The sequence below is a fragment of the Paludibaculum fermentans genome, assembly GCF_015277775.1.
Classification (GTDB): Bacteria; Acidobacteriota; Terriglobia; order Bryobacterales; family Bryobacteraceae; genus Paludibaculum; species Paludibaculum fermentans.
Genome location: NZ_CP063849.1, coordinates 464,805 through 490,630 on the forward strand (window position 1 = coordinate 464,805; position 25,826 = coordinate 490,630).

The 25,826-nt window shown below is 62.4% G+C and carries 23 protein-coding genes; 14 read left to right on the forward strand and 9 right to left on the reverse strand.

The features are described 5' to 3' along the window. Nucleotides 1-9 precede the first annotated feature (9 nt). The 3 genes from IRI77_RS01825 to IRI77_RS01835 form a co-directional block, all read right to left on the reverse strand. The gene (locus IRI77_RS01825) at nucleotides 10-2,769 is read right to left on the reverse strand and encodes a hypothetical protein (RefSeq protein WP_194450388.1); all 2,760 of its coding nucleotides are present in this window, start codon (nucleotides 2,767-2,769) and stop codon (nucleotides 10-12) included. Between the two features lie 78 nt (nucleotides 2,770-2,847). Beyond that, on the reverse strand, nucleotides 2,848-4,677 hold the full coding sequence (locus IRI77_RS01830) for a hypothetical protein (RefSeq protein ID WP_194450389.1): 1,830 nt from the start codon (nucleotides 4,675-4,677) through the stop codon (nucleotides 2,848-2,850). Continuing rightward, nucleotides 4,661-5,488 (reverse strand): AAA family ATPase, encoded by an 828-nt coding sequence (locus IRI77_RS01835; RefSeq protein ID WP_194450390.1) that lies wholly within the window; start codon nucleotides 5,486-5,488, stop codon nucleotides 4,661-4,663. Before IRI77_RS01835 ends, IRI77_RS01830 begins: the two co-directional genes overlap by 17 nt. Before the next feature lie 29 nt (nucleotides 5,489-5,517). Here IRI77_RS01835 and IRI77_RS01840 point away from each other — a divergent pair, with 29 nt between their 5' ends. Next, entirely contained in the window at nucleotides 5,518-6,168 is a 651-nt protein-coding gene (locus tag IRI77_RS01840) for a hypothetical protein (RefSeq protein WP_194450391.1), read from the forward strand. 27 nt (nucleotides 6,169-6,195) lie between these two features. Next, the gene (locus IRI77_RS01845) at nucleotides 6,196-6,681 is read left to right on the forward strand and encodes a GNAT family N-acetyltransferase (RefSeq protein WP_194450392.1); all 486 of its coding nucleotides are present in this window, start codon (nucleotides 6,196-6,198) and stop codon (nucleotides 6,679-6,681) included. Between the two features lie 4 nt (nucleotides 6,682-6,685). Here the strand turns inward: IRI77_RS01845 and IRI77_RS01850 are convergent, their stop codons facing one another. Next, entirely contained in the window at nucleotides 6,686-7,870 is a 1,185-nt protein-coding gene (locus IRI77_RS01850) for a DinB family protein (RefSeq protein ID WP_194450393.1), read from the reverse strand. A gap of 8 nt (nucleotides 7,871-7,878) precedes the next feature. Then, complete coding sequence (locus tag IRI77_RS01855; RefSeq protein WP_194450394.1) at nucleotides 7,879-9,453, reverse strand: NHL domain-containing protein; 1,575 nt, start codon at nucleotides 9,451-9,453, stop codon at nucleotides 7,879-7,881. Between the two features lie 228 nt (nucleotides 9,454-9,681). On the opposite strand from IRI77_RS01855, the gene IRI77_RS01860 reads away from it, so the two are divergent. Continuing rightward, complete coding sequence (locus IRI77_RS01860) at nucleotides 9,682-10,509, forward strand: sugar phosphate isomerase/epimerase family protein (RefSeq protein ID WP_194450395.1); 828 nt, start codon at nucleotides 9,682-9,684, stop codon at nucleotides 10,507-10,509. Here IRI77_RS01860 and IRI77_RS01865 read toward each other — a convergent pair. Next, complete coding sequence (locus IRI77_RS01865) at nucleotides 10,492-11,937, reverse strand: ATP-binding protein (RefSeq protein WP_194450396.1); 1,446 nt, start codon at nucleotides 11,935-11,937, stop codon at nucleotides 10,492-10,494. The genes IRI77_RS01860 and IRI77_RS01865 overlap by 18 nt on opposite strands. Nucleotides 11,938-12,058: 121 nt before the next feature. Next, nucleotides 12,059-13,414: a dipeptidase gene (locus IRI77_RS01870; protein ID WP_194450397.1), complete on the reverse strand. Its 1,356-nt coding sequence runs from the start codon at nucleotides 13,412-13,414 to the stop codon at nucleotides 12,059-12,061. A gap of 58 nt (nucleotides 13,415-13,472) precedes the next feature. Between IRI77_RS01870 and IRI77_RS01875 the strand changes: the two genes are divergently transcribed. Together IRI77_RS01875 and tpx are read left to right on the forward strand one after the other, a co-directional pair. Next, complete coding sequence (locus tag IRI77_RS01875; RefSeq protein ID WP_194450398.1) at nucleotides 13,473-15,458, forward strand: thioredoxin domain-containing protein; 1,986 nt, start codon at nucleotides 13,473-13,475, stop codon at nucleotides 15,456-15,458. A 14-nt stretch (nucleotides 15,459-15,472) separates the two neighbouring features. Beyond that, nucleotides 15,473-15,976 carry a thiol peroxidase gene (tpx, locus tag IRI77_RS01880; protein ID WP_194450399.1) on the forward strand — a complete coding sequence of 168 codons (504 nt, stop codon included), beginning with the start codon at nucleotides 15,473-15,475 and terminating at the stop codon, nucleotides 15,974-15,976. Between the two features lie 90 nt (nucleotides 15,977-16,066). Here the strand turns inward: tpx and IRI77_RS01885 are convergent, their stop codons facing one another. Beyond that, nucleotides 16,067-16,579: a flavin reductase family protein gene (locus IRI77_RS01885; protein ID WP_194450400.1), complete on the reverse strand. Its 513-nt coding sequence runs from the start codon at nucleotides 16,577-16,579 to the stop codon at nucleotides 16,067-16,069. 89 nt (nucleotides 16,580-16,668) lie between these two features. Between IRI77_RS01885 and IRI77_RS01890 the strand changes: the two genes are divergently transcribed. From IRI77_RS01890 to IRI77_RS01910, 5 genes are all read left to right on the forward strand, one after another. Then, complete coding sequence (locus tag IRI77_RS01890; RefSeq protein WP_194450401.1) at nucleotides 16,669-16,938, forward strand: HU family DNA-binding protein; 270 nt, start codon at nucleotides 16,669-16,671, stop codon at nucleotides 16,936-16,938. 111 nt (nucleotides 16,939-17,049) lie between these two features. Then, the gene (locus IRI77_RS01895; protein WP_194450402.1) at nucleotides 17,050-17,937 is read left to right on the forward strand and encodes a site-2 protease family protein; all 888 of its coding nucleotides are present in this window, start codon (nucleotides 17,050-17,052) and stop codon (nucleotides 17,935-17,937) included. A gap of 10 nt (nucleotides 17,938-17,947) precedes the next feature. Beyond that, nucleotides 17,948-18,694: a glycosyltransferase family 2 protein gene (locus IRI77_RS01900; protein ID WP_194450403.1), complete on the forward strand. Its 747-nt coding sequence runs from the start codon at nucleotides 17,948-17,950 to the stop codon at nucleotides 18,692-18,694. Nucleotides 18,695-18,698: 4 nt separating this feature from the next. Then, on the forward strand, nucleotides 18,699-19,583 hold the full coding sequence (locus tag IRI77_RS01905; protein ID WP_194450404.1) for a glycosyltransferase family 4 protein: 885 nt from the start codon (nucleotides 18,699-18,701) through the stop codon (nucleotides 19,581-19,583). Beyond that, on the forward strand, nucleotides 19,580-20,386 hold the full coding sequence (locus IRI77_RS01910; protein WP_194450405.1) for a prepilin peptidase: 807 nt from the start codon (nucleotides 19,580-19,582) through the stop codon (nucleotides 20,384-20,386). Before IRI77_RS01905 ends, IRI77_RS01910 begins: the two co-directional genes overlap by 4 nt. Here IRI77_RS01910 and IRI77_RS01915 read toward each other — a convergent pair. Further along, nucleotides 20,339-20,980 (reverse strand): hypothetical protein, encoded by a 642-nt coding sequence (locus tag IRI77_RS01915; RefSeq protein WP_194450406.1) that lies wholly within the window; start codon nucleotides 20,978-20,980, stop codon nucleotides 20,339-20,341. The two genes, IRI77_RS01910 and IRI77_RS01915, sit on opposite strands and share 48 nt — an antisense overlap. Nucleotides 20,981-21,165: 185 nt before the next feature. Between IRI77_RS01915 and IRI77_RS01920 the strand changes: the two genes are divergently transcribed. The 4 genes from IRI77_RS01920 (at nucleotide 21,166) to IRI77_RS01935 (ending at nucleotide 25,816) form a co-directional block, all read left to right on the forward strand. After that, complete coding sequence (locus IRI77_RS01920) at nucleotides 21,166-22,002, forward strand: isoprenyl transferase (RefSeq protein ID WP_194450407.1); 837 nt, start codon at nucleotides 21,166-21,168, stop codon at nucleotides 22,000-22,002. Then, complete coding sequence (locus IRI77_RS01925) at nucleotides 21,999-22,790, forward strand: phosphatidate cytidylyltransferase (protein WP_194450408.1); 792 nt, start codon at nucleotides 21,999-22,001, stop codon at nucleotides 22,788-22,790. The genes IRI77_RS01920 and IRI77_RS01925 overlap by 4 nt, the downstream gene beginning before the upstream one ends. Further along, nucleotides 22,775-23,329 carry an HD domain-containing protein gene (locus tag IRI77_RS01930; protein WP_194450409.1) on the forward strand — a complete coding sequence of 185 codons (555 nt, stop codon included), beginning with the start codon at nucleotides 22,775-22,777 and terminating at the stop codon, nucleotides 23,327-23,329. The genes IRI77_RS01925 and IRI77_RS01930 overlap by 16 nt, the downstream gene beginning before the upstream one ends. Before the next feature lie 261 nt (nucleotides 23,330-23,590). Beyond that, the gene (locus IRI77_RS01935; protein WP_194450410.1) at nucleotides 23,591-25,816 is read left to right on the forward strand and encodes a hypothetical protein; all 2,226 of its coding nucleotides are present in this window, start codon (nucleotides 23,591-23,593) and stop codon (nucleotides 25,814-25,816) included. Nucleotides 25,817-25,826 lie beyond the last annotated feature (10 nt).

The window sequence follows — 25,826 nt, forward strand, 5'->3', positions numbered from 1 at the left end:
TTTCCGCTGCTAGGGTTTGATCCTCACGACAGGAATCGTGAAGATATTTGAGACTTGGAAGCTCTGTGCGATAGTCACCTGGGTCTGGGCGTCCGTCACGAGGTCCGGGTTGAGTTCCAACTGGACTTCGTAGATGCCCACCGCGCCGCGCCGCAGCCCGGCAAACAGCACATTCGCCGTCTTGCCGCCCGCCAGCGCGGAAACCGATTCCGAGGCGTCATTCAACGCGGGGCCGAAGTAGGGCATGCCCGTCGTCATGGCGTCCCGCGCTTCCTGCGGATTCACGATCCCCAGGCCGCTGGCCAGCACGACAATCGTCTCGCCCGGCACCGCCGGATTATCCGCCGTGACCGGAGCCCCTTCTTCGTTGGAGCAGCACAGCGTCGAGTTGAACGCGGTCACGATGACCGAGGAACCCGTCGAAGCCGTCGCGGAGAAGGGAATTCCATTGCCCTCCGGGCCAGGGATGCGGGCGCGCAGCCTCAGGCGCGAGTAGAAGCCGGAGGGAAACGCCTCCACTTCCGGGTCGCTGGCGTTGATCAGCGCCACCAGGGCGTCACGCACCATCACCAGGGTGTCGTTGGACTGGACCGTATACTTCGTCACGCGATCATGGATGTTGATCGTGATCACGTCACCGCCCTGCGCCGTGCCGTCCACCGAAATCGTGCCCGTCGCCGAACTCGAATAGTGGTAGGCCAAGCCGGGTTGCGGATCGAATTGCGTGTTGCTGAAGACCGAGGGGTTCTGGCTGATGATCGGAATCGCAACCGCCGTCGAGACGGTCACCGTGCCGTCATTCCGCTTCACCCTCAGAATGCCCGCTGCGCTTGTGGAATCATTGGTTTCCAGCGGAATCTGGGCCAGGATCCGGTTGGGCGCAACAGCCAGCAAGGGTGCTTGCAGGCCGTCCACGTAGAACTGCACTCCGCCCAGTTCCTTGGGCAGCGGCTGCGTCAGGTCGGCGACTGCCGTCGTTTGATCCGACAGGTTGTCACCCAGGATCGTCACAAGCGAAAACGGTGCAATCAGCGAGGGGTCCTGCCCGCCGCTGAGCGTGGCTCCGCTGGTGGTGACCGTCAGTTTCGCCGATCCCGGTGTCACACCGGTGACGATCGTGACATTGTTGCCTTCCACGCCGGAAGCGCGCGCTGACAGCACGACAACCTGGGCGTCCTTGTTCGGGGCCGCCATCACATACGGATCGCTGCTGTTGATGATCGAGACCAGTTGGTCGATCACCGTATCGAACGTATCGTCCTTGACGGTCTTGTACTTGTATTCGGTCGGATCCACCACCGTGCCGTCGGTGTTCTTAACCGTGTTGTTGCCGATCTTGACCGAGATTTCGTAATCCGCTTCCATCGTTCCGCCCAAGGTGATGCGGCCTGTGGAATGGTTGTCGGGACTCGGTGCGTTGCGGACGGCCGTCAGCGGCAGGGAGAAGTCTCCCGGCGTGTAGGCGACCACTCGGCGGTTGAAGGTGTCGGCGACGTACAGATTCTCTCCGTCCCAAGCCATCGAAACCGGAGTCCGGAACGAGTCGGTGGAAGAGATGCGGCGCGGTTCAGCCGAATCGGAGGCCAGGTTCAGGGAGGGACCCTGCTGGCCGATGATCATGTCCGCAACCTGCGCGTTTGCCGTCGGAAACGAGTTCCAGATCATCACACGATCGTTGCCGGCGTCGGCCACATACAGGCGCACGCCATCTGAGATGACGGCGCGCGGCATTTCCATCGTGCGGCCGCAACGGTCGGGATAGGTGGGCTCGTCATTGGCATCCACACCTTCGGCGGGGCACAGATCTTTTGAATTGTTGTGCAGATTTGATACGAAATCCGGCTGGCCCAGCACCATGTTCGCCGGCTGCTCAGTCTGGGTCGGAATCGTGTTCCAGATCAGGACCCGGTTCGCACCCAGGTCTGCCACGAACAATCTCGAACCGCTGATAGCCACCGAGGTCGGGGACAGCAGCGAACGGTCGGTCGTCTTGTAGTCCGGGAATGCGGCAAGCTGCTGATCCGTATTGAGATCCTTCTGACCCAGGGCCAGCTTGGCGCTCTGTCCGTTCTGTGTGATCTCGCCGTAGTAGAGAACCCGGCTATTGCCTGTATCAGCCACCCAGAGACCATTGTTGTCGTCCAGCCACAGCCCCTCGGGACCACGCAGCGTCGAGGCGGTTGTGCCCGGCTTCGAGGTCGTGAAGCTCGACTGGCCCACCACCAGGTCCGCCGGTTGCTTGTTGACGTTCGGCAGGCTCTTCCAGATCAGAATCCGGTTATGGTCCGTATCGGCGACAGCGAGGATTCGCCCGTTATACGCCACGCCAAGCGGTCGCCGGAGATTATCCTGAGCCGTGGCGGGTACGTCCTTCTGGTCGATGGTTCCATCTTCATTGACGTCTGTGATGGGCCCGCTGGTAAAATCCGACTGCCCCAGCACAACCGTAGCCTGGCCAACGCAGGCGTTGCAGCGGTCGCTGATCTGGGGGAAGGGCGCCAAACGATCAGGCACGAAGGATCTGACGTTCTTGTAGATGATCACCCGATTGTTGATCGGAGTGCCACCAACGCCATTGGAATCAGCAACTACCAGCGTATCGGCAGCATACGATACACCACCGATGGAACCCAGCCGCTTGTCGCTGGATCCTGGATCCTGGGCGGTGAACGGCAACTGGCCTATCACGAGTCGGGCCGCTTGGCCGGTGGAGTACTGCTGCGCCTGGCACAGTGCCGAGGCAGCGAGTAAGAAGACGGTCCACTTCATTGTTGGTCTCAGGTTACGCAAACTCTCAGTATATCAGGGCTTACCCAAGTACTGACGCGCCATTCACCAATCCCGGTTTCACCATAAAAAGTCTTTCGCCACTTTCCTTCGCTCATGGCTGTCCAGAACGTGAACTACACGTAGTTTCTTCAGCTTAGTAGGGGAAAGCTGGCCGATCGGGATGTAGATAATCTGGCGGTTCAGGTGCGCCGCAATAGACCGGAAGATGGACCTCGGCGGCTTGGCGGCGACATAGACGACATGCCGCTCCACTGAGTAGTCGAGCGCGGCCATCAGCAACCGCTCCGGCTTTGATTCGGCAAAGTCGTAATCCGGATCGTTCCAGACGTCGAACATACGGCGCGGCGGCAGCACCATCAGGAACCCGCCATACTCCGCCCGGCCGATTCCGGGGCCCACCAGATGGTCGAAGGGCTGCGTGGCGTAATACGCCATGTCGCTCTCGTTCTGGTGCTCGCCCAGCCACGTCGTCATATACGTATAGCGATCCAGCGGATCCTCGTCGAAGATCACGACCACGGCCCCGACATCGCCCGACAGCCGCTCGAACTTGCGGACGTAGATCTTGCCCTCGTGCCAGTTGCGGATGGTCTCGCGGATGTCGATGCCGTCATGCACAGAGGTCGTGAACGGCTCCACCCGGACCCGCTCCTCCCGCAGGATCGTCTTGGCACGCTCCCGCAGGAACTTGCCGTAGTCCTCGATCACCAGATCCTCAGGCGGATAACTACAAATGGAGTTTCCGTCCAGCTGCTCCGCCCATTCGCCGGGATGCTTCTCCTTCGGCCGCTCCTTCAACCCGCGCGGCATCAGCCGCTGCTTCTTCCGCGGCAGCCGCCGGCGCAGCCGCATCCGCCGGCTGTGCAGGTAGACCTCTTCGGCGGAGAGATTGAGGGTCTCCAGTGGGGTGTGCTCATCCTGCCAGGCGTAGGAGTTGGCGGCGTGCCACACCTCCCAGGCGTAGTTGTCGTCGACGACAGCCCGGGCGGCCACCGTGAGATCGAACAACCCGGCCACCAACTGGTTCTCGAGCATCGCCAGATTGCGCGTGTACCGCGCCATCATCCGCCGCTGCCAGTGGGCGATGGCATCGCCGGTCTGGGCCAGGTAGTTGCGCTCGGCTTCCTTTAGTAATTCGTACTGAACCCGGCGGCGGTCGACCCGCGCGTCGTCGCCCATTAACGCCCGATAGTGCTCATACCTCTCCTGCAGAAAGGGGTACTCCTGGCTGATCTCCGCCAGGCAATCCGGATGCGGATTCACGAGTTCCGCCGTCAGGTCCTTCCGGTCACGCGGCGGATCCTGCGGCTTTTCCATCGCATCCAGGACCGCGTCGAACAGGTTGAGGCTCAAAACGACAGTTGTTGGTTTGGTGGAATCCGTGCCCTGCAGCCGCCACGCCATCCCGGCGGCATGGTCGTTGATCTCGTCATTCCGCGCCTGCGGGAAGAGCCGGTAGGCTTCGATGTACTGATCGAGCAGAATGGAACGCAGCGAGTGTGAATCGGGGTAGAGATCCGGCAGATGCGGCCGGTCGATGGCGTTGGGCTCCAGGAACAGGAGCTCGGCCCCGATCTCCTGGGCTGTCCGCAACGCTTCGACAAATGGATCGGCCGGTTCCACGACGACATAGACGCCGCGCTCGCTCTCGCCGCCTTCGGGATAGACCACCACCGAAAACTGCGGCAGGCGGTCCAGGGCTTCCATGTAAAAAGGTTGGAGCCAGGCCGGCAGTTCCACCGCGACGACTCCGGGCCGGTTGGCCAGCAACTCGCGGCGGACGGCGGCGGCAAACTCCAGGCGGCCGGGCACCACGGGGAAATAGCGCAGGTGTCCGCGCTGCAGGCTGGAAAGTTCTCCGGCCGGACTCTCAGGGGCGCCGGGCATAGCGCAGAGCTTCCTCGCCGAGCACTTTGTCGATGGAGAAACGCACCGCATGCGTGAAGTCGGCGCGGGCGTCCAGGGTGGTCATCAGTTTGATCGCATACCGCCCGATGTTGATGCCGTCGCGGACCGTGAAGCGCTCTTCATTGTTGTGCGCCTGCTGCAGGAAGTCCGTGACGTATTCCAGCATCTTGTCCTCGGCGAAAGGCAGGTTTTCGCGCAGGATGGACAACTCTTCATCCCGTTCCGGGAAGTCGATCAGGATCTGCGGCTGCAGCCGCGAATGGATGTACTCGGGCAGGTCGAACGTCGAGCTGTCGTCGTTCATTGTGGCCACCAGCCGGAACAGCGGATGGGCCTGAATCTTGATGCCGGCGACGATGCTTTCTACATAGCGGCGCGTATCGAGCAGCGGAGCCAGGCTCGCCCAGCTCTTCTCCGACATCCGGTTGCCTTCGTCAAGAATCACGATGCCGCCGCGCAGCATGGCGGTCACCAACGGCGACGCAACATACCTCAACTGGCCCGGACCCTCGATCACCGGCTGGACAATCAGGTCCTCGGGCCGTGTATCGACCGTGGCCTGCATGATGTAGATTTCGCGCGACAGGCGCGACGCGGCGGCATAGGCGAGGGTCGTTTTGCCCACGCCGGGTTTGCCCACCAGGCGCGGATTCATCGGGATGTCCCGCTCATCCACAACCAGCCAGGCGGCCAGCAGTTGGCGCATGACCTCCTCTTGCCCAACCCACTTCACGGAGAGTGCGTCAGGGTGAGCCAGATGCAGGGGTACGCCGTCGATCTCAACAATCATCCTCTCTATTGTGCTAAAACCAGCGTCGGATGCCTAGGATTCATTGTTCGGTTTGTGGGATCGCCTCCGATCAACTGGCGGCCCCCACGGTCTCTCCTCAGTTCGCGCCCGATCTGGACACCCGGCCGGGCGAACCGCTGCGCTCGACGTTGCCTGCCTGGATGCAGCTTTGCCCGAACTGCGGCTACGCGGCGCCGGACCTGGCCTACGCGGCCGAGCTGGTGCCAAATTGGGTTCGAACGTCCGATTATCGGTCTCTGACGGACGCGTTCGAGCGCCATGCCTGGCTGCTGGAACAGCTTGGCTACCTCGCCGATGCGGGCTGGATCACCCTACAAGCGGCCTGGAATCATGAGGATGGCAATGATCTGGACGCGGCCCGGCGCTGCCGCCGCAAGGCGATCCGCCTGTTCCAGGCAAGTAAGGCGGCAGGCCAGGATTTCCTCGACACTCCGGCCGAGGAACTGGCCCTGGCCGTTGATATCCTGCGCCGCATCGGAGAGTTCGAGGCGGCGGCGGAGACCATCCGCATCGCGCTGCAGGAGGAGGAGCTGCCCGAAATGTTGGAGGCCGTGCTACGCTTCCAGACCGGTCTGGTCCAGCGCCGCGACACCGGCCGCCACACTCTCGATGAAGTGCCGCGCGGTCCGGCCGGTGAGAAGCCGGTCCGGCTGACCTGAGAGATCCACAGCTGCCATGCTGGAAGTATGCTGACCATCCGACTCGCTGGAACCGGGGACGCCGACGCCGTCTGGGCGATTCTGGAGCCTGTCATCCGGGCCGGCGAAACTTACACCATCCCGCGCGACCTCAGCCGCGAAGAGGCGCTCACCTACTGGTTCTCGTCCGACCATGAAGTCTTCGTGGCCGAGGACGACGGGCAGGTGGCCGGCACCTATTACCTGCACCCCAACCAGCGAGGCGGCGGAGCCCATGTGGCGAACTGCGGCTACATGACGGCCGCGCAGGCCACCGGCCGGGGTATCGCGCGAGCCATGTGCCTGCATTCCCAGGAACATGCCAGCAGCCGGGGCTACCGGGCCATGCAGTTTAACTTCGTCGTGAGTACGAACGAGCGCGCCGTGCGGCTGTGGCAGCACCTCGGCTTCGAAATCGTAGGCCGGCTGCCCGAAGCGTTCCAGCACCCGTCGCTCGGGTTCGTGGACGCCTTCGTCATGTACCGGATGCTGTGAGGAGCTAGACGATCCGGAGGCCCAGCACCTGGGCCAGGATCATCGCCTGGCCGGGTTCGACGATGGCTCCGCGCAGGTCGTGGATCCCCACTTGCATGCCTTCCAGTTGGGAGGTGCGGAAGTCCGTGTCGCGCAGCGTGGCGCCCTGGAGATCGGCCCGGGCCAGATCGCAGTTGCGGATCACCGTGCCGCTGAGGTCGGCGGACCGCAGGTCGGAGTCCTGCCAGTTGCAACCCTCGAACTCGGAGTTCTGGAAGCGGGCGCCGCTCAGGCTGGCATACCGCAGGTCTGAATTCAGAATCAGCACGTCGCGCGCATCGAGGGATCCAGTGGCCAGGCCCGCCAGCCGGCAATCGACGAACTCTACTCGTTCCAGCACCATCCGCTGTGCCCGGAGGTTGGCCAGGTCGCAGTTCACCAGCCGGACGTCTTTCCAGACGACGGATTCGAACTCGGATTCCGCCAGGCGCGTTTGATCCAGGATGCATCCGTCTGCCGTGAAGGTCGCGGCTTTCCGCCCGGCGCATTCCCCTTGACGGATGTGCTGGAGGTGCAAGGCGATCATCTCGCCCTGGGCGAACGGGCTCTGCGGATCTGCCGGAGCCGCAAGCCCGGCGGCGAGCTGAGGGGCCGTTCGGGGCGCGGCCGAATTCTCCTTGCCGCTCGGACTGGGCTGGGCCAGCGTTGGCAGCGCTGGGGCGGGACTCGCCAGTGCCCGGATCTGGTCGGCATGGCGGCGGGCGTGACCGTCCATCAACTGGACGAGTTCTGCGCCGTTCACCGGTCCGAAGAACGGATGCTTGACCCCAATGGCGTACATCGCGTCACCGCGCGCTTCCACCAGCCGGATGGCCCGGTCGCGGGTTTCGAGGAACGCCTGCGCTGCTTCGACCAGGGTGGTGAATCGGCCTTTCGGCCGCAGGGCGGACGGCGCCTCCCGCTTTTCGAACTGGTTCCGCATGATGGTGAACAGGCGGAGTTCGCGGTCGTGATCGCGCTGAGGCTCGATCGAGCGCCCCATGTCGATCCAGCGCAGATGGCGCTCCTCGACGACGATGACATGCTCGATGCACTCAAGAATCGACCACTGGTTCGGGTCCGGCTTGGCGGGGGCCTGTTCCTCGGTGACGCCGGACAGGGCGTCCAGGAAGTCCTGCCGGCCAGCTTCGAGCAGCGCCGCAAGCCGCATAGGCTGAGTTAGTTGGAGCGAACCGCCGTGTAGATGGCCTTCTGGGCCACCGTGCCGTCCTTCATGAGCATCACTGGGATGGCGTCGTTGTCTTCGATGTTCGGGACGACGACGTTCAGGCGCTTGGCTCCGGAACCGTCACCGGCCTCTCCGGCGTAGCTGATGTCGGCAGGCATGTGGCCGAAATAGATCTGGATGCGGCCGAGTGTCTCGTTGATCTGCTCGTCGGTATCACCCAAACCGTTGGCGTACATGGTGATCGTCTCGCCGATGTGCGCCGGGCGGGAAGCCGTGCCGGCCAGGGCGTCGGTGGGCAGCACCAGGGTCTGGTTGTCGCTGAGCAGGGCGTTCACGTACTGCTTGCCGCCGAGGTTCAGCGAGGTGGGGGCCGAGAGTCCGAGGTCCACCACCGGGGTCAGCAGGGCAACGCGGTGGTTCTGGTTATCGGTGACATAGATCTTACCGCCGCTGCCGATCGTGACCGAGGAAGGGAAGCGCAATTCCGCGTCAATCGCCGCGCCGCCGTCGCCGCTCAACCCATAGGTGCCGTTGCCGGCGATGGTGTGGATGATGCCGTCGGTGGTCACCATGCGGATGCGCATGTTGAAAGAATCAGCGATGAACAGGTTGCCGGCGGTATCGACCGCCACCCACTTGGGGTAGAACAGGGAGGCCTGGGTAGCTGGGATTTCGTCGCCCGTGTAACCGTATACGCCGCTGCCCGCGACCGTCTGGATGTTGCCGTCCGTCGTCACTTTACGGATGACGTGGTTGTTCGTGTCGGCGATGTAAAGATTGCCGGCCGCATCGAAGTTGATGCCTTGAGGGTCGAACAGCGAAGCTTCCGTGGCCAACCCGCCGTCGCCGTAACGGCGCTGCGCACCATCACCCACTACCGTGTCGATAGTGGAGTTGCTCGCCAGGATCTTGCGGATGCGGCTGTTATAGGTGTCCGCGATGTACAGATTGCCGCTGGAGTCGCGAGCCAGCGCAGTGGGCCGGTTCAACTGGGCCGCCGTCGCCTTGGGGTCGGTATCCGTGACGGTTGCGGTGCCGGTGTCGACGCCGTCTCCGTCGCCGCTGAAACCGGCGACATTGGTCCCGGCGAAGGTGGAGATCTTGCCGGTCGAGGTGGTGATCTTGCGAATGACGTGGTTCAGCGTGTCGGCGATGTAGATATCGCCCGTGGGGTCGATCAACAGCCCACAAGGCGCGTTCAGTGTGCCGCTGGTGGCCACGGCGTCGTCGCCTGTCCAGGAAGCGGTGTCGGTTCCGGCGATGGTCGTGATGATGCCCGAGGTGGAGACCTTGCGGATGCGGTGGTGCACCTGGTCCGCGATATAGACGTTGCCGGCGGAATCGATGGCGACGCTATACGGGTTGTTTAGCTGGGCCGAGGTAGCGGGACCGTCGTCGCCGGCGAATTCCGTAGCGTCGTTGGCGCCGGTTCCGGCAAAGGTCGAAATCACGTAGGAGGGAACAGACTGGGCGGAACTAACGAGTGGCAGCCCCAGCAGCAGGCCGCCGCCAACCAGGGCGCCGGCAAACTTCCGCTTCAAACCGCCAATTCGAGCAATCGACATTCGCAAAGGTCCTTCCTTCTCCCCAAATTCGCACCTCTGGCAGCATTGCCCCGATATGTGCGAAACAACCTAGACGGCCACACGGTCCGGCAGGTTTCCTGAACCTCTCCGGGCCTACGATCGGGCTCAGCCCAAAGGGCTTCCCAATACATCGGAGTATACCACTTGGGCTTTGGAGATCCCCTTTCCGCTGGCGCCGCCTCGGCTCGGCATGATATGACTCTTTCGATGCTTACCCGCCGATCGCTGCTCGCCGCCGCCGCCGCGGCTCCCCTGGTTGCCGCCAATCGCGCCAAGATCCGAATCGGGGTGATGGATGGCGTGGTCGGCAAGCGCTCCGATCCGGCGTCCGTCGAACTCGCCAGCCGCGCCGGCGCGGAAGGACTCCAGGTCACCCTGGGGCGCCAGTCGTCAGACGGGCACCTGGTTCTCGCGAACGCCGCACTGCAGGGCCAGTTTCTCGCTAACTCCAAGCAATATAAGCTTCCCCTGGTCGCCACCTATATCGACATCCTGCATGCAAGTTGCCTGAAGAGCGATCCCCAGGCGGTTAAGTGGGGCGTCGAGGGCATCGACATCACCCGGCGCCTGGACGCGAAGATCCTGATGCTGGTCTTCTTCGGAAACTGCGCGCTCACCGCCCGAGCCGAGATGGATGCTGTTGTGGGGCCGCTCAAAGAGCTGTGCCGCGAAGCGGAAAAGGCCCACATCACGCTAGGGTTTGAGAACACGATTCCGGCTGACGACGATCTGCGGATTCTGGACCAGGTGGGTTCGCCTGCCTTGAAGATCTGGTACGACATCGGCAACGCGACCAACCAATATAAGGTCGATCCGGCGCAGGAGATCCGCCAGTTGGGCCGTGAACGGATCTGCCAGCTCCACTTCAAGGACAAGGGTTACCTGGGTGAGGGCGACGTGAATGTGAAGGCGGCCCTGGCGGCGTTGAACGACATCCGGTATGAGGGCTATGTCACGCTGGAAACCAACGCCCCGTCAAAGGACGTGGAAGAGGACCTGCGCCGCAATGTGAAGTATCTACGGCGTCTGCTGTGACGGCTGGGTCTCCGATTCGCCCATCCAGTAGCACAGCAGCGGCGCCGGGACGCGCATGATCTTGGCCGCGCCTTCCGCCGTCCCGGGCAGCAGGCCCAGGTCAGAGGGCGACTTCGTGACGACGTAGCCGCGCTCCACGTGCTTCTCAGCGCAGAATTCCAGCAGGCCTTTCAATTCGCGCAGCCCGGTGTGCTGGGCGCGGTACTTCACCTCGAACGGGATCAGCATGCCGCCGAGCTCGGCGATGAGATCCACCTCCCGGTCTTTCTTCCCGCGCCAATAGGTGAAGCGCACCTGCATGGAGTAGTAGCGGGCGTAGAGGTGCTTGAAGACCGCTGTTTCGGTGGCGATGCCAAGCCCGGTAGGGTCGTCCAGCAACCCCTTTCCTTTCAACATGACGGCAGGCGCCAGCGCCGCGTCGGCGAGGTAGATCTTGTACTTCCCGCGCAGGACGTCCTTGCCGTAGCCGAACGGCTGCAGGCGGTAGATGAGGTGCGTCGCCTCCAGCAGTTCGATGAAGTGCTGGGCGGTGGGCCGCTTCACTTCGAGGTTGCCGCACAGATCCGGCATGTCCAGCAGTCCGCCGTCGCGAAGACATAGATACAGGAAGGTTTGCTCGAGGTCCAGCACGCGGCGCACGCCGAACAAGGCGGTCATGTCGCGCTTCAGCACCTTGTCGATGATGTCCTCGCGCAACAGGCGCTGGACGCTGGTGATGCTCTCCACCTGCGCGGTTTGCGGGAAACCGCCGCGCATCAGGTACTCGTGGAAGTGGGCCACGTAGGGTTCAGCGAGTTCCTGGACGTCCCGCAGTTCGCCCGGTTCCCAGTCGAACAATTCGGCCAGGCTGCGCAGGCGGGGCAGGGAAGGCAGGACGACCTTCTTGATCTGTAAATATTCGTAAAAAGAGAGAGTTGAGAGCCGGATGGCGTGCCAGCGCCCGACCGCCGATTCGGGATCGGTGACCGCCAGCGGCATGGCGGAGCCGGTGAAGACAATGCGGCGGTCGCGGGTGAAGTCGACCTCCAGCTTGATCCAGGTGCCCCAGCCGCGGATGAACTGGGCCTCGTCCAGGAAGAGGTATTCGGGCCCTTCCGCGCGAGGTTCGCGCTGCCGCCAGGCTTCCAGGACGGCGTCGATTCCGGCCAGTTTCAGCAGGGGGTGGTCAAAGGTCGCGTACAGGATATTGGCCGCGGGCACGCCATCGGCGAGGAGTGCGGCGACGGCCTGGAGGAGGAGAGTGGTCTTGCCGACCTGCCGGGCGCCCGAGAGCAAAACGGCGCGCGGCGCGGGCGGCTTCTTCAGCCAGATTTGCAGTTCGCGCCAGGCGGCCCGGCGCCAGGGAGGAAGCTCCGGCAGCGGCTGGCCGCGCCACCAGGGATTGAAACGGCCCAGGACGGCGGCGAGTTCTTCGGAAGAGACCTCCATGAGAGGATAATAGCACTAAAAGCGGTGATTAGTGCAAGTGTACTTTAACTAATAAGGTGAAATAGTGTGTTTTGGTGAGATGTGGGGAGCAAAACGGCCGTTTCGCTCCCCTACGGGCAGGTCAGGCGCCGAGGCGCTCCAGGTAGCGGATGACGGCGTCGATGCCGTTGTAGAAGTTGGGTACGTGGAACTTCTCGTTGGGCGAGTGCAGGTTGTCGTCCGGCAGCCCGAAGCCCATCAAAACACTGGGGATGCCCAGGTGGGTGTCGAACAGGCCGACGATCGGGATCGACCCTCCGCTGCGGATGTAGACGGTCTTTTTGCCAAAGACTTCTTCCATCGCCAGGGCCGACTCGTGAATGAACTTGTTGTCCGGGTTCACCAGCGACGGCCCGGCGCCGTGCAGGAACTTGTACTCCGCCTTGACGCCCTTGGGGGTGACGGCGGCGATGGCGGACTTCAGTTGGCTGATGGCTTCGTCCGGGCGTTGGTCAGCAACCAGGCGCATGGAGATTTTGGCTACGGCGCGGGCGGGAATCACCGTCTTGGCGCCTTCGCCGACAAAGCCGCCGCGAATGCCGTGGACTTCGAAGGTCGGGCGGGCCCAGGTCTTGTCGAACACGGAGAAGCCGGGTTCGCCGGTGATCGCCGTGGCGCCGATCTCCTTTTCGAGGTACTCCTTCTCGTCGAAGGGCAGGCTGGCCCACGCCTCGGCCTCGGCCGGAGCGGGTTTCACGACGCGATCGTAAAAACCGGGAATCAGGATGTGGCCGTCCTTGTCCTTGAGGGCGGTGAGGATCTCGGCGATGGCCATGATCGGATTGGGGGCGGCTCCGCCGTAGACACCCGAGTGCAGGTCCTGCCGGGCGGCCTCGACGTGCAGTTCGCCGTACACGATGCCGCGCAGGCCGATGCAGATGGAGGGCAGACCCGGCGCGAACATCTCGCTGTCGCAGATGATGGCGGCGTCGGCGGCCAGTTGGGCGGGCTTTTCAGCGACATAGGCTTCGATGGCCTCGCCGCCGCACTCTTCCTCGCCCTCGATCAGGAACTTGATGTTGATGGGCAGTTTGCCGTCACGCTTCATCAGCCACTCGACGGCCTTGACGAGAATCCACGTCTGGCCCTTGTCGTCGGTGGCTCCGCGGGCGTAGATGTTGTTGTCGCGAATCTCGGGTTCGAAGGGGGGCGACTTCCACTCGTCCAGCGGGTCGGCCGGCTGCACGTCGTAGTGACCGTAGAGCAGCAGCGTCGGCTTGCCGGAGGCGCCCAGCCATTCTCCATAAACCAGTGGGTGATTTGCGCGATGGATCTGTTCCGTGCGCGTCATGCCGGCGCGGAGCAGGGCGGCTTCGACGGTGTCGGCGGCCTTGCGCATGTCCGGCTCGTGTTCCGGCAAAGTGCTGATACTTGGGATCTTGAGCAGTTCGATGAGCTCGTCAAGCGCTTGTTTCTTGAAGCTTTCGATATCAGGCATGAATCCAACCTCTCGTCCGTTAGAATAGTCCTTTCCCGCACCTTCTGGTCTTACCCCCATGCATACAAATCGTCTGATTCACGAGAAGAGTCCCTATCTGCTGCAACACGCCCGCAATCCGGTGGATTGGTATCCCTGGGGGCCGGAGGCTTTTCAAAAGGCGCGCGACGAGGACAAGCCCATCTTCCTGTCCGCCGGCTACTCCACCTGCCACTGGTGCCACGTGATGGAGCGTGAATCCTTCGAAAACGAAGCCATTGCAGCGCAGATCAACCGCGACTTCGTGGCTGTGAAACTGGATCGCGAAGAGCGCCCTGACATCGACCGCATCTACATGCTGTTTGTGCAGGCCACGACGGGCAGCGGCGGCTGGCCCATGTCGGTCTGGATGACTCCGGACCTGAAGCCGTTCTACGGCGGGACGTACTTCCCGCCCGACAACCGCTACGGCCGGCCCGGCTTCGGCTATGTCCTACAGCAGTTGGCGCAGGCGTGGAAGGAGCAGCGCGACAAGCTGATCTCTTCGAGCATCTCGATCCTGGGTGAGTTGGAGAGCCATTCCCAGGTGCAATCGGCCGGCACCGATATTGACCGCGGAGCGTTCGACTCCAGCTACCACTACTTCCGGCGCACCTTTGATACGCACCACGGTGGCTTTGGCCAGGCTCCGAAGTTTCCGCGGCCCAGCGTGCTGGACTTCCTGTTCCGTTACTCGGTGACGGCGAAGGAGGAAGAGGCTCGCGAGATGGCGCTGACGACGCTGCGCGAGATGGCCAAGGGCGGGATGCACGACCAGCTGGGCGGCGGCTTCCACCGCTACTCGGTGGACGAACGTTGGTTCGTTCCTCACTTCGAGAAGATGCTGTACGATCAGGCGCAGCTTGCGAGTTCCTACCTGGAGGCGTACCAAATCACGCGGGATGAGGCATTTGCGGAGGTGGCGCGCGGGATCTTCGAGTATGTCCTGCGGGACATGACTCATCCCGAGGGCGGGTTCCTTTCAGCCGAGGATGCGGATAGCGTCATCGATCCCGCGAATCCACACGAGAAGGGTGAGGGGGCGTTTTATGTCTGGTCCATGGACGAGCTCAAGCAATTGCTGGGCGCGGACCGGGCTCTGGCGTTCGCACAGAAGTACGGCTGCCGCGAGAACGGGAATGTCGACAACGATCCGCATGCCGAGTTCACGGGCAAGAACATTCTGTACCTGAAGGACGCGTATCCGGCTCCGGAGTTCGAGAAAGAGCGTCAGGTCCTGCTGGCGGAGCGTTCGAAGCGGATCCGGCCGCACCTCGACGACAAGGTGCTGGCGTCCTGGAACGGGCTGATGATTTCGGCGTTTGCCAAGGGCGCGCAGGTGTTGCACGAGCCGCGCTATCTTGATGCGGCGACCAAGGCGCTGGCGTTTATCCAGGGGCAGTTGGTCGTCGATGGGAAGCTGATGCGGCGCTGGCGTGAAGGCGAAGCGGCGATTGCAGGCTTCCTGGATGACTACGCGGCGCTGGCCCAGGCGTGCGTCGATGTCTATGAAGCGACGTTCGACCAGGCGCATCTGGCCTTTGGGAAGACGCTGGCCCTGTCGATGTTGGAGCTGTTCGAGGACAAACAAAACGGCGGGTTCTATTCAACGGCCGGGGACAGCGACGAACTGGTGCTGCGGCTGAAGGAAGACTACGACGGGGCCGAGCCGGCGGGCAATTCCGTGGCGGCCGGAGCGCTGCTGCGGCTGGCGGAGTACTGCGAGTTGGAACCGCTGAAAGAGGCGGCTGGGGATACGCTGGCGGCGTTCGCTTCCCGCATCAATCAACAGGGCGTGACGATCCCGCGGATGCTGTGCGCGGTGCTGGAGAGCCAGGCTCCGAAGTCGGAGGTGAAGTTCTCGGGCGAGGCCGAGCCGCTGATCCAGGAGTTCCGCAAGCACTTCCGGCCGTTCACGACCGTCCATTGGGATCGAACCGGTGAAGCCTCGGCGATGGTATGCGAAGACTTTGTCTGCCAACCTCCAGTGACAACCGCCTCGGATTTGGTCAAACTAATAGGCTGAGACTTGGAGGATTCATGCCCCGTACAACTAGTTTTAAGGGAATGCCGCTGGAACTGGCCGGACCTGAGCTGAAGGTGGGCGATCCAGCGCCTGACTTCGATGCCGTGGACAAGTCGCTGCAGCCCATCTCGCTGGAATCCACCTCCGGTGTGCGCGTTTTCAGCGTAGTCCCCTCGCTGGACACTCCGGTCTGCGACATGCAGACCAAAAAGTTCAATGACGAGGCGGGTAAGCTGCCGAACATCGGCTTCTACACCATCAGCGTCGATCTGCCGTTCGCCCAGAATCGCTGGTGCAACAGTTTCGGCGTGGATAACGTGAAAATGATCAGCGACCACAAGTTCGCCAGCTTCGGTGAGAACTATGGCACGTTGATCAAGGATTGGCGCGTAGAGTCGCGGGCGATCTTCGTCATCGACAAGGACAACAAGATCCAGCACGTGGAGTATGTGCCGGAAGTAGCAGAGCATCCCGACTACGACACGGCGCTGGCCAAAGCCAAGGAACTGGCTGGCTAGTTTTGACTTACGGACGCGGGGTGTTTCGGGCCGCAGGGGCGGCGGCACCCCGCGTTTTCGCGCCTACATATCGAAAGAGACCCATTTCCGCTACTTCGTTTCGACGTAGTTTCCGGCGTAGTAGAGCAGCGGTTTCCCCTCGCGAACGTCCACTTTTCGCACTTCTCCCAGGAAAATTGTGTGATCTCCGGCTGCGATTTTGCGCTTCGTCTCGCACTGAATCACAGCCAGGCTATCGGTGAGGACCGGTGCGCCCACTTCGCCGAGGGTCCAGTCGAGGCCCTCAAAGCGGTTGGGATGGGAGGATGCAAAGCGGATGGAAAGGTCCTTTTGCTCAGATCCCAAGATATTGATTACAAAAGAAGAAGCGCTGGCGAATGGGCCGTGGGTCGCGGCCTTGTGCGCCACGCAGATGAGCACCAGCGGCGGGTCGAGCGAAACTGAGGAGAAGGAATTGGCGGTCAGCCCGTGCGGCTTGCCGTCGCGTCCGAGGACCGTGGCGACGGTGATGCCGGTGGCGAACGCACCGCAAGCGCGCCGGAACAGGTTGGGGTCCAGTTTGACGACTTCCGCCGCAGAAGTGTGTAAGCGTTGGCTTGACAAGGCTAAAACCCTAATCTTATCATAGGCTTTGCGGTGCGGAAGGGGCCGTGGTTGGCAAAGCTCCCCGCTCACCTGTTTAGGAGGCGCCCTTGATCAAGCTGGACATCGTCAACGAGGTTGTCAACCGGACCGGCATCACCAAAACGAAAGCCGAAATGGCTGTCGAAACCGTGTTTGAGTCTATGAAGCGAGCCCTGGCCCAGGGCGAGCGCATCGAGCTCCGCGGCTTTGGTATTTTCAACGTCCGGCCGCGCAAGACCGGTATCGGCCGTAACCCGCGCACTGGCGCCGAGGTAGCCATTCCTCCGGGAAAGGCTGTCCGCTTCAAGCCGGGCAAGGAGTTGCAGTCGCTGGAATAGGGCGGCTCAGCTCAGGTGGATTCCCAGTCGTTTGAATCGGGTTCCGGCGGAGAGACGCGCTATTGGCTGGCACGTCCAACGGAACCCTTTCAGCCTGTTTGGCGCCGCCGTTTGTGGCTCCACGTCCTGTTGTTCCTGCTGACAGCTCTCACCACGACGACGCTGGGCGCCCGCCTGGCCTTCAACTTCACCCACAATCTGCCGCCTTTTGACCTGGAACATGACCTGATGGTCTTCCTCCAGGTCTTCCGCAATCCAGCGATCCTCAGCGACGGATTGCCGTACTCCGTCACCCTGCTGCTGATCCTGACTGCGCATGAGTTCGGCCACTGGTTCGCCTGCATGTATCACGGCATCGACGCCAGCCTGCCATTCTTCCTGCCCGCGCCCACCTTCATCGGTACCTTCGGCGCGTTCATCCGGTTCCGGTCGGCTGTGAAGGGCCGCCAGGAACTCTTTGATGTCGGCGTGGCCGGACCGCTGGCCGGGTTTGCTTTCGCGATTCCCGCCATGGGCATCGGGCTGGCGTTGTCGAAAGTGGTGCCTGGCATCGGGACGCAGGGCGAGATGCAGTTGGGAACCCCGCTGCTGATGCGGCTCATCGAACTCTGGCTGTTTCCCGGCGCGGCGGCGGCGGATGTCTACCTGCATCCGGTGGCGCGCGCGGCTTGGGTGGGTTTGCTCGCCACGGCGCTCAACCTGCTGCCAGTGGGCCAGTTGGATGGCGGGCACATTGTGTACGCGTGCTTTGGGGAGAAGCACTCCAAGGTCTCGCTGGCCGTGATCGCCATGCTGGTGCCGTTGGGGTTCATCTACTGGCCGTGGTGGTTCTGGGCCGTGATCCTGTTCTTCTGGGGCCGCCGCCATTTCACCGTCTTTGAATCTGGACCTTTGGGTCGTGGACGCTGGCAGCTGTTGGCCCTGACCCTGCTGATCTTCGTACTGTCTTTCATCCCCGCGCCTGTTCTGTACAATAGCGATCAGACGTTCTTGCCCTAAATCGCGAGCGATGAAGATTTCGGCGACCATCATCACCTACAACGAGGAGCGGAACCTGCCGCGGGCGATCGAGAGCCTGCGGTGCTGCGACGAGATTCTTATCGTCGATTCCGGCTCGACCGACCGCACGGTGGAGATTGCCGGGAAGTTCGGTGCGCGCGTAATCGAAGCCAATTGGCGAGGCTATGCGGGGCAGAAGAACTATGCGTCGGAGCAGGCTACGTACGACTGGATTCTCTCCATCGATGCCGATGAGGCGCTGAGCGAGGATCTGGAAGGCGAGATCTGGCAACTGAAGAAGAACGGCGTGGAGTACGACGCCTACACGTTCCCACGGCTGGCGCAGTATCTGGGGAAGTGGATCCTGTACTCGGGCTGGTATCCGGACCGCAAGATCCGACTGTTCGACCGCCGCAAGTCCGAGTGGGTGGGCGACTATGTGCACGAGTCGGTCGTCAGTACCGGGCGAGTCGGTACGTTGCAGGGCAACCTGCTGCACTACACCTGTGGATCCCTAAGCGAGCACCTGAAGACGATGGACCGCTACACCACACTGGCGGCCGAGGAACTGGTGTATCGCAAGAAGCCGGTGCGCTACCGCCACCTGCTGGTGGATCCGGTGTGGACCTTCTTCAAAACATACGTCCTGCAGCGCGGGTTCCTGGATGGCGTCGAGGGACTGGCCATTGCTTACATGGCTTCGTTGTACACGTTTCTGAAGTACGCCAAGGCCCGCTTCATGAGTTGGGGGCGCTGAGCGGATGCCGGCGCCGCGCGTGCTGCACCTCGACACCGGGCTGACGATGCGGGGTGGGCAATACCAGGTCCTGCAACTGCTCAAAGGTTTGAAAGACGGGGCACGGCTGCTGGCACCGGAGGGCAGTCCGCTGCTGGAGGCGGCCCGAAAGCTGGGCGTTCCGGCCGGGCCGATCGATTGGCGCGCGGTGCGGGCCGGGTCGAGGGAAGCCGACTTGATCCACTGTCACGATGCGCGGTCTCATACCTGGGCGGCACTGCGCTCGCGGTGCCCGTTCGTGGTCAGCCGCCGGGTGGCCTTCCCCGTGAAGAAGGGCTTGCCGTCGTGGTGGAAGTACAGGCGGGCGGCGCACTTCCTGGCGATCAGCGAGGCGGTGAAGGGGACGCTGCTAGAGGCCGGAGTCGGACCGGAACGGATCAGTGTCGTGTACGACTGCACGCCCATTCCGGAGAGAGCCAGCGACCGGACCGGCGGCGTAGTGGGCATCGAGTCTGACGATCCGGGCAAGGGAGGGGCGCTGCTGCGGCAGACAGGCCTGGAGATTCAATTCAGCCGGGATCTGGCCGTCGATTTCGCCACGGCCCGCGTCTTTGTCTACGTGACTGATATGGAAGGGCTGGGGTCGGCCGCACTGCTGGCAATGGCGCATGGGGTACCCGTGGTGGCGAGCAATGTCGGCGGATTGCCGGAGATCGTCCGGCACGAGGAGACCGGTTTGCTGGTGCGGAATTCCGCCGGAGAGGTGGCCGCCGCGGTGCGGCGGATCCTGAATGAGCCCGGCCTGGCGGACCGGTTGGCTGCCGCCGGCCGCGCGCTGGTGGAGTCGCGGTTTACCATGGAGCGCATGGCGGCCGATACGCTTGCGGTCTACCGGAAGGTCCTGAATTGAGCGAAGCATTCCTGTATACGATTCTGGCGGGGCTGTTCGGGCTGCTGATTGGCAGTTTCCTGAACGTCTGCATCAGCCGGTTGCCGGACGATTACTCCATTGACGAGCCTCGGTCGCAATGCCCGCGCTGCGGAAAGATGATCCAGTGGTACGACAACATCCCCGTACTGAGCTTTGTGGTGTTGGGCGGGAAGGGCCGCTGCTGCCGCGAGCCGATCTCGTTCCGCTACCCGTTGGTTGAACTGATTACGGGCCTGCTGTTTGCCGCGGCAGTCTACCGCCTGGGGGCAGGGTGGGCGGCGGTGAAGTGGTGCCTTTTCATCGCGATCCTGATCGAGCTGATCTTCTCCGACCTGGAGAGCCGGATCCTGCCCGATGAGTTCACGAAGTGGGGCGTCGCCCTGGGTGTGATGATGTCGCCCGTTGTGGCGCTGCCTAACGGGATCATTCCGGCGATGCTCTCGGTCTACTATCCCGCGGGCAGCGGTTCACTGGCTTCGTTTCTGAATTCGGGGTTGTCGGCGCTGCTGTTGTCGGGCGGGCTATGGTTCCTGGGCTGGGGCTACGAGAAGATCCGGGGCAGGGAAGGCCTGGGCTTCGGCGACGTGAAAATGGTGGCGATGATGGGTTCGTTCCTGGGCTTGGAGACGGCGCTGGTGGGGCTGATGGCCGGGTCGCTGCTTGGGACTGTTCTCGGGCTGGCCTGGATTAAGCTAAAGGGCGCAAATTCCGACAGTTACGAGCTGCCGTTCGGCTCATTCCTCGGCGTGGGCGCGCTGGTGGCTGCCATTCTCAGCCTGTAAGTCGCTGACTCCAAGGCTTTGGCGCAAGCGTTGCAGCGCGGCGTCAGCGAGATGCAGGCCGCCGAGCGTCAGGTCAGTGCGGTTGAACGCGGGCTTGGTTAAGCCTTCCCTGTCGTGAGCGGAACTGACCGTGAGAACGTGCAACATCTCATGCACCAGCACCCGGCCCAGCGCACGGCCGAAGACCGTCGGCGGCAGGTAGGGCGTCACCCACGGGCTGCCGCTCTCCATGACTCGCAGTACGGTATCGCAATTGATTTCGACAAAGGGGAGCACCGTGCCATCCGAGATGTGCGTGAACCCGAGTACGTGGGATCTTCGCACGATTTCCGGCCGGACGGGCACGCAGCGGCCGATGAGGCGGAGACTGACGACACGATCGTAGGTCTCACGAGCCGCCTCTCCCTGGCTGAACGTCCATAGCAGTTCCATTCCGCTGTTCTTCAAGGCTTCTTCTGTTTCGGCCTGGAGCGCTTCGATGACGGCGGCCGGCGTGGTGGGCGGAACATTGACCAGGATGCCCACTCGCGAAGCTTGCGCCGCGTGGGCCGTGAGGACGGCGCCCGCGAAGCAAAGCATGCGATAAAAGGACATTTTTATCTCCTGTTTAGATCCTGTTACAACGTGTTTTCGATTTCAATACAAAACTTCAGAAATGATAGAAGATTCATGCGGTTGGCTCAGGTGGGCGGAAGGGAGCGAGCGGCCGGCCCGTTCAAGACCCTTCTTTGGGCTCCTGTCCGAGCCGGATGCGATAAGATGTGAAAGAATCCTTATTCATGCAGGCGCTACTGCAGACGCTAAAGCCGGGCTCGCCCGAATGGGTACTAGCGCGGTCGCTGGATCCGGCGCGTCTTCCCTCACATATCGGAGTGATCATGGACGGCAACGGCCGGTGGGCCAACAGCCGCAGCCTGCCGCGTGCGGCCGGGCATAAGGCCGGGGTCGAACCGGTGCGCATGACGGTGGAGACCTGTGCGCGGCTCAATGTCCACAGCCTGACGCTTTATGCGTTTTCCGTGGAGAACTGGAAGCGCCCGCGCACCGAGGTGGAGACACTCTGGCGACTGCTGCGCTACTACCTGCGGAAGGAAGTGGCGCACCTGATGCAGAACAACATCCGGCTGCGGGCGATTGGACGGCTGGATGAGCTTTCGAGCGAGATCCGGAAGGAACTGGACGCGGCGATTGCGACGACCGCGGGCAACAGCGGCCTGATCCTGAACCTGGCGATCAATTACGGCGGCAGGACCGAGATTGTGGATGCGGTAAACCGCATCATTGACGAAGCCAGGCGGGCGGGGCGCCTGGACGACCTGAAGGTAGACGAGGACTCCCTCGGCAACCACCTGTATACGGCCGGGCAGCCCGAGCCCGACCTGCTGATCCGTACCTCCGGCGAAATGCGGATCTCGAACTTCCTGCTTTGGCAGATTGCCTACGCCGAGCTCTATGTTACGGAGACTTACTGGCCGGATTTCAATCGGATCGCGCTGCTGGAAGCCTTGAAGGCGTACCAGAAACGCGACCGCCGCTTCGGGGGCATTCGCCAGGCGCCGGTTCCACCGGCCGCCGACGAACCCGTGTTGGAAGCCGTCAGCTTACCCACTCGATGAAGCGGCTTCTCACTGGTCTGATCATTACCCCGTTCTTCTTCTATGCCGTCGTTTTCGCTCCGGACTGGTTCTTCCTGGCGGTCCTGGCGATTGTCGGCTGCCTCTGCTACTACGAATACCAGGGCATAGCCGGCGCGCACTTTCCCGGCACTGGTCCGGATCCGCGGCACAGCCCCATCGGGTACCTGGCCGGCCTGCTGCTGCTCGTGCTGCCCAACAACGAGTCGCTGTACCTGACATTGTTCGCGCTGCTGGCCTGGGTTCTGGCCATGCGGCGGCGGCAACTGCCGCAGGTTCTGCCGATTGCGGCGATGACCGTGTTGGGCGTGCTGTACATATTCGGAGCGTGGCGCTGCGCGGTGTTCCTGCATGGCCGGAGCCCCTGGTGGATGCTGTTTGGGATCGCCATCAATTGGGTTGGCGACACGTTCGCCTTTTATTTCGGCAAGAACTTCGGGCGTCACAAGCTGGCGCCGTCGATCAGTCCCGGTAAGTCATGGGAAGGGACGATCGCTTCCACGATCTCTTCGATGGCCCTGGGCGCTCTGTTCCTGCACTGGAAGTTTCCCGAGGTGGCCGTGGGGCCGGCCCTGGTGCTGTGCCTGGCGGCCAACGTGGCCGGGCAGGTGGGCGATTTGTGCGAGTCGGCCATCAAGCGCGGAGCGGGCGTGAAAGACAGCGGCAACCTGCTGCCCGGTCATGGCGGCTGGCTGGACAGGGTCGATTCCAGCCTGTTTTCGGTGCCTGTGGTTTACTGGTTGTTACAGCAGCGATGGATTCTCCCCTGATCTTTTTCGCCATCCAGTTTGCGGCGGCAGCGCATTCGGGACAGTATCGGAAGGGTACCAATGTTCCGTATCTGATTCACCCCATGCGTGCGGCGGCCACCCTGCTGGAAGCGGGGTGTCCTGAGAAGCTTGCTGTGGCGGCGATCCTGCATGACACGGTGGAGGACTGTTTCGTCACCTACCAGCAGATAGAGGCACTTTTCGGCGCCGAGGTGGCGGACCTGGTGCGCGGGGCGAGCGAACCGGAAAAGGCAGCTTCGTGGGAGCAGCGCAAGCAGCACACGATCGAATTGCTGGCGACGGCGGGCGAAGATCTGCTGCTGGTGGCCATCGCCGACAAAATAGACAATATCCGCTCAATCCGTGAGGATATTGAGAAGCGGGGCGATCATGCCTGGACGCGGTTTCGGCGGGGCCGCGAACAGCAGCGGTGGTATTACGAGTCGCTGGCGGCGGTCTTCAGCGCACGGCTGACGGGTGCGCCGGGCGCGGGATTGGCCACGTTGTTCCGCACTGAGGTGCAGGCTGTATTCGGATAGCCGCTATCGTTAGATAGTTATGTACTACAGCAGCTTTACCTAATAATTACAATCACCTGTCACCGTTCGCGTCCTCTTCTGCGTCTTATGATCAGCATGCTCGTCCACCAACCTACCCGGGGTGTATCCAGGCTGTCGAAGCTTGCATTCACGCCGATGCTGGCGCTCTGCGCAATGTCGGGATCTCTCTACGCTCAAGTCAACGTTCTGACTGCAAATTACGATTCTTTCCGAACGAATTCCACGAATTCGGAGACGGTTTTGCAGCACTCGAACGTCAACCCAAACCAATTTGGGAAACTCTATTCACTGCAAGTAGATGGCCAGGTTTACGCCCAGCCGCTGTACGTATCCGGTGTGGAAGTACCCGGCTATGGGAAGCGGAATATCCTGGTCGTCGCCACTATGCACAACTCGGTGTACGCCTTTGATGCGGCGGCTCCGCCCACGAATCCACCGCTGTGGAAGGTCAGCCTGGGTACGCCCGTGCCCTCGGCCAACTACAGCATCGAGTACTACTACACCGACATCAGTCCGGAAGTTGGGATTCTATCGACTCCGGTGATCGAGGCCTCGACCAATACGATCTATGTGGTCGCCTCCACCTACAGCGATCGCGCTTACTCGTTCAAACTACACGGTTTGGACCTGGCGACCGGCGTCCAGGTGGCGGGCGGGCCGGTCACCATTTCCGGCCAGGTGGAAGGCGTCGGCAGCGACAACAAGGACGGAATTGTGTCCTTTGTGCCGTTTGCCCATATCCAGCGTCCAGCGCTGCTGCTCCACGACGGAGTGGTGTACGTCGGATTTGGCTCCCATGGTGATTCCGGTGTCTATCACGGTTGGCTGTTCGGCTACAGCGCCGCGAATCTGACCCAGCAGGTGTCTGTCCTGAACACTTCCCCGGATGCCGAGGGCGCCTCCTTTTGGATGACCGGCCACGGCCCATCGGTGGACGAGGATGGCAACATCTACACGGCTACGGCGAACGGAGGCTTCGACGGCCAGCGGGATTTTGGGCAGAGCTTTCTGAAGCTTGACGCCAATTTGGGGGTACTGGACTCGTTCACGCCGGACAACTGGCAGTATCTGAACGACGTGGACAACGATTTGGGCTCCACCACGCCGATCCCCCTGCCTGGGACCGATCTGCTGATCGGCGGCGGCAAGGAAGGTGTGTTGTACGTGATCAAGCGCGGCAACATGGGCCAGATGAGCGAAGGTAACCCGCTGGCGGTGCAGAGCTTCCGCATTGCCGAGGCGGGACTGTACAACATGGCGTACTGGAATCGGCCGGGGGCTCCGTTGCTGTTCGTGCAGGGCTTCGGCGCTCCGGTGCGGGCCTATCAGCTCAAGGACGGAAAGTTCGACACGACGCCGGTGAACGAATCTGTGAACGCGGGCGGCATTCCGTTTCTAGGGATGACCGTTTCATCGAACCAGAATGATCCTTCGACGGCGATTCTGTGGACCACCTCCACCGACGGCGGCAACGTGGGCCGTCCGTGGCCGGGCGTTTTCCACGCCTTTGATGCCACGGACCTGACGCAGGAAATCTGGAACAGCGACATGGCGGCTGGGGATACGCTGCCCAGTTTCGCCAAGTTCGGGAATCCGACCGTGGCCAACGGCCGCGTCTACGTTCCGACGTTCTCGAATCAGATCGCGGTCTACGGGCTCCGGTCCGGAGGCAGCAACGGTCTCTCTGAGATCACGGTTGGCAACGCGTTCAGCATGCAGGGCGGCGCGGTCTCACCGGGCGAACTGGTGGCCATCACGGGTACGGGCATCGGTCCGGACACGGCGGTGGAGTACAAGGCCGACGACAGCAGCACCGGCACGCTGCCCCAGATTCTGGGCGGAGTGAAGGTGCTGTTCGACGACCAGCCGGCATCCATCGTTTATGCGTCGTCCACCAAGGCTCTGGCGGTGGTGCCTTATTCCGTGATCGGCAAAACTTCGGTCACGGTGACACTGCAACATGACGGCCTGACAACGGAACCCCAGGCGCTGGAAGTGACGGATGCTCATCCGGGTATCTCCACCGTGGACGGTTCCGGTGTGGGCGCGGGCGCCTTCGACAACGAAGATGCAACGGCCAACTCACCGCAGAATCCGGCCTATCCGTCGACGACGATCTCCGGGTTGATTACCGGTGTGGGGATCACTGATCCTCAGAACGACAGTATCGATGAAACGTACATTCCCTTCAACTTCCCCCTGCCGAAGCTGACGGTGACGGCGAGCATCGGCGGGGTGGATGCCGAGGTGCTGTACGCGGGCGGGAAACCGGGTCTGCTGGGACCGGTGCTGTACGTGCGGATTCACGTGCCGGACCAGATCCAGCCGGGCAGCGCGGTTCCGTTGGTGGTCCGTGTCGGCGAGTTCACCAGTCCGGCGGTGACGGTGTCTATCGCGGGCGACGGAGCGGCTCCACTCTCCTCGAGCCAGCACGTTGTGCCGAACCGTCAGTTCGGGAAGCGGTAAAACAGAAGGG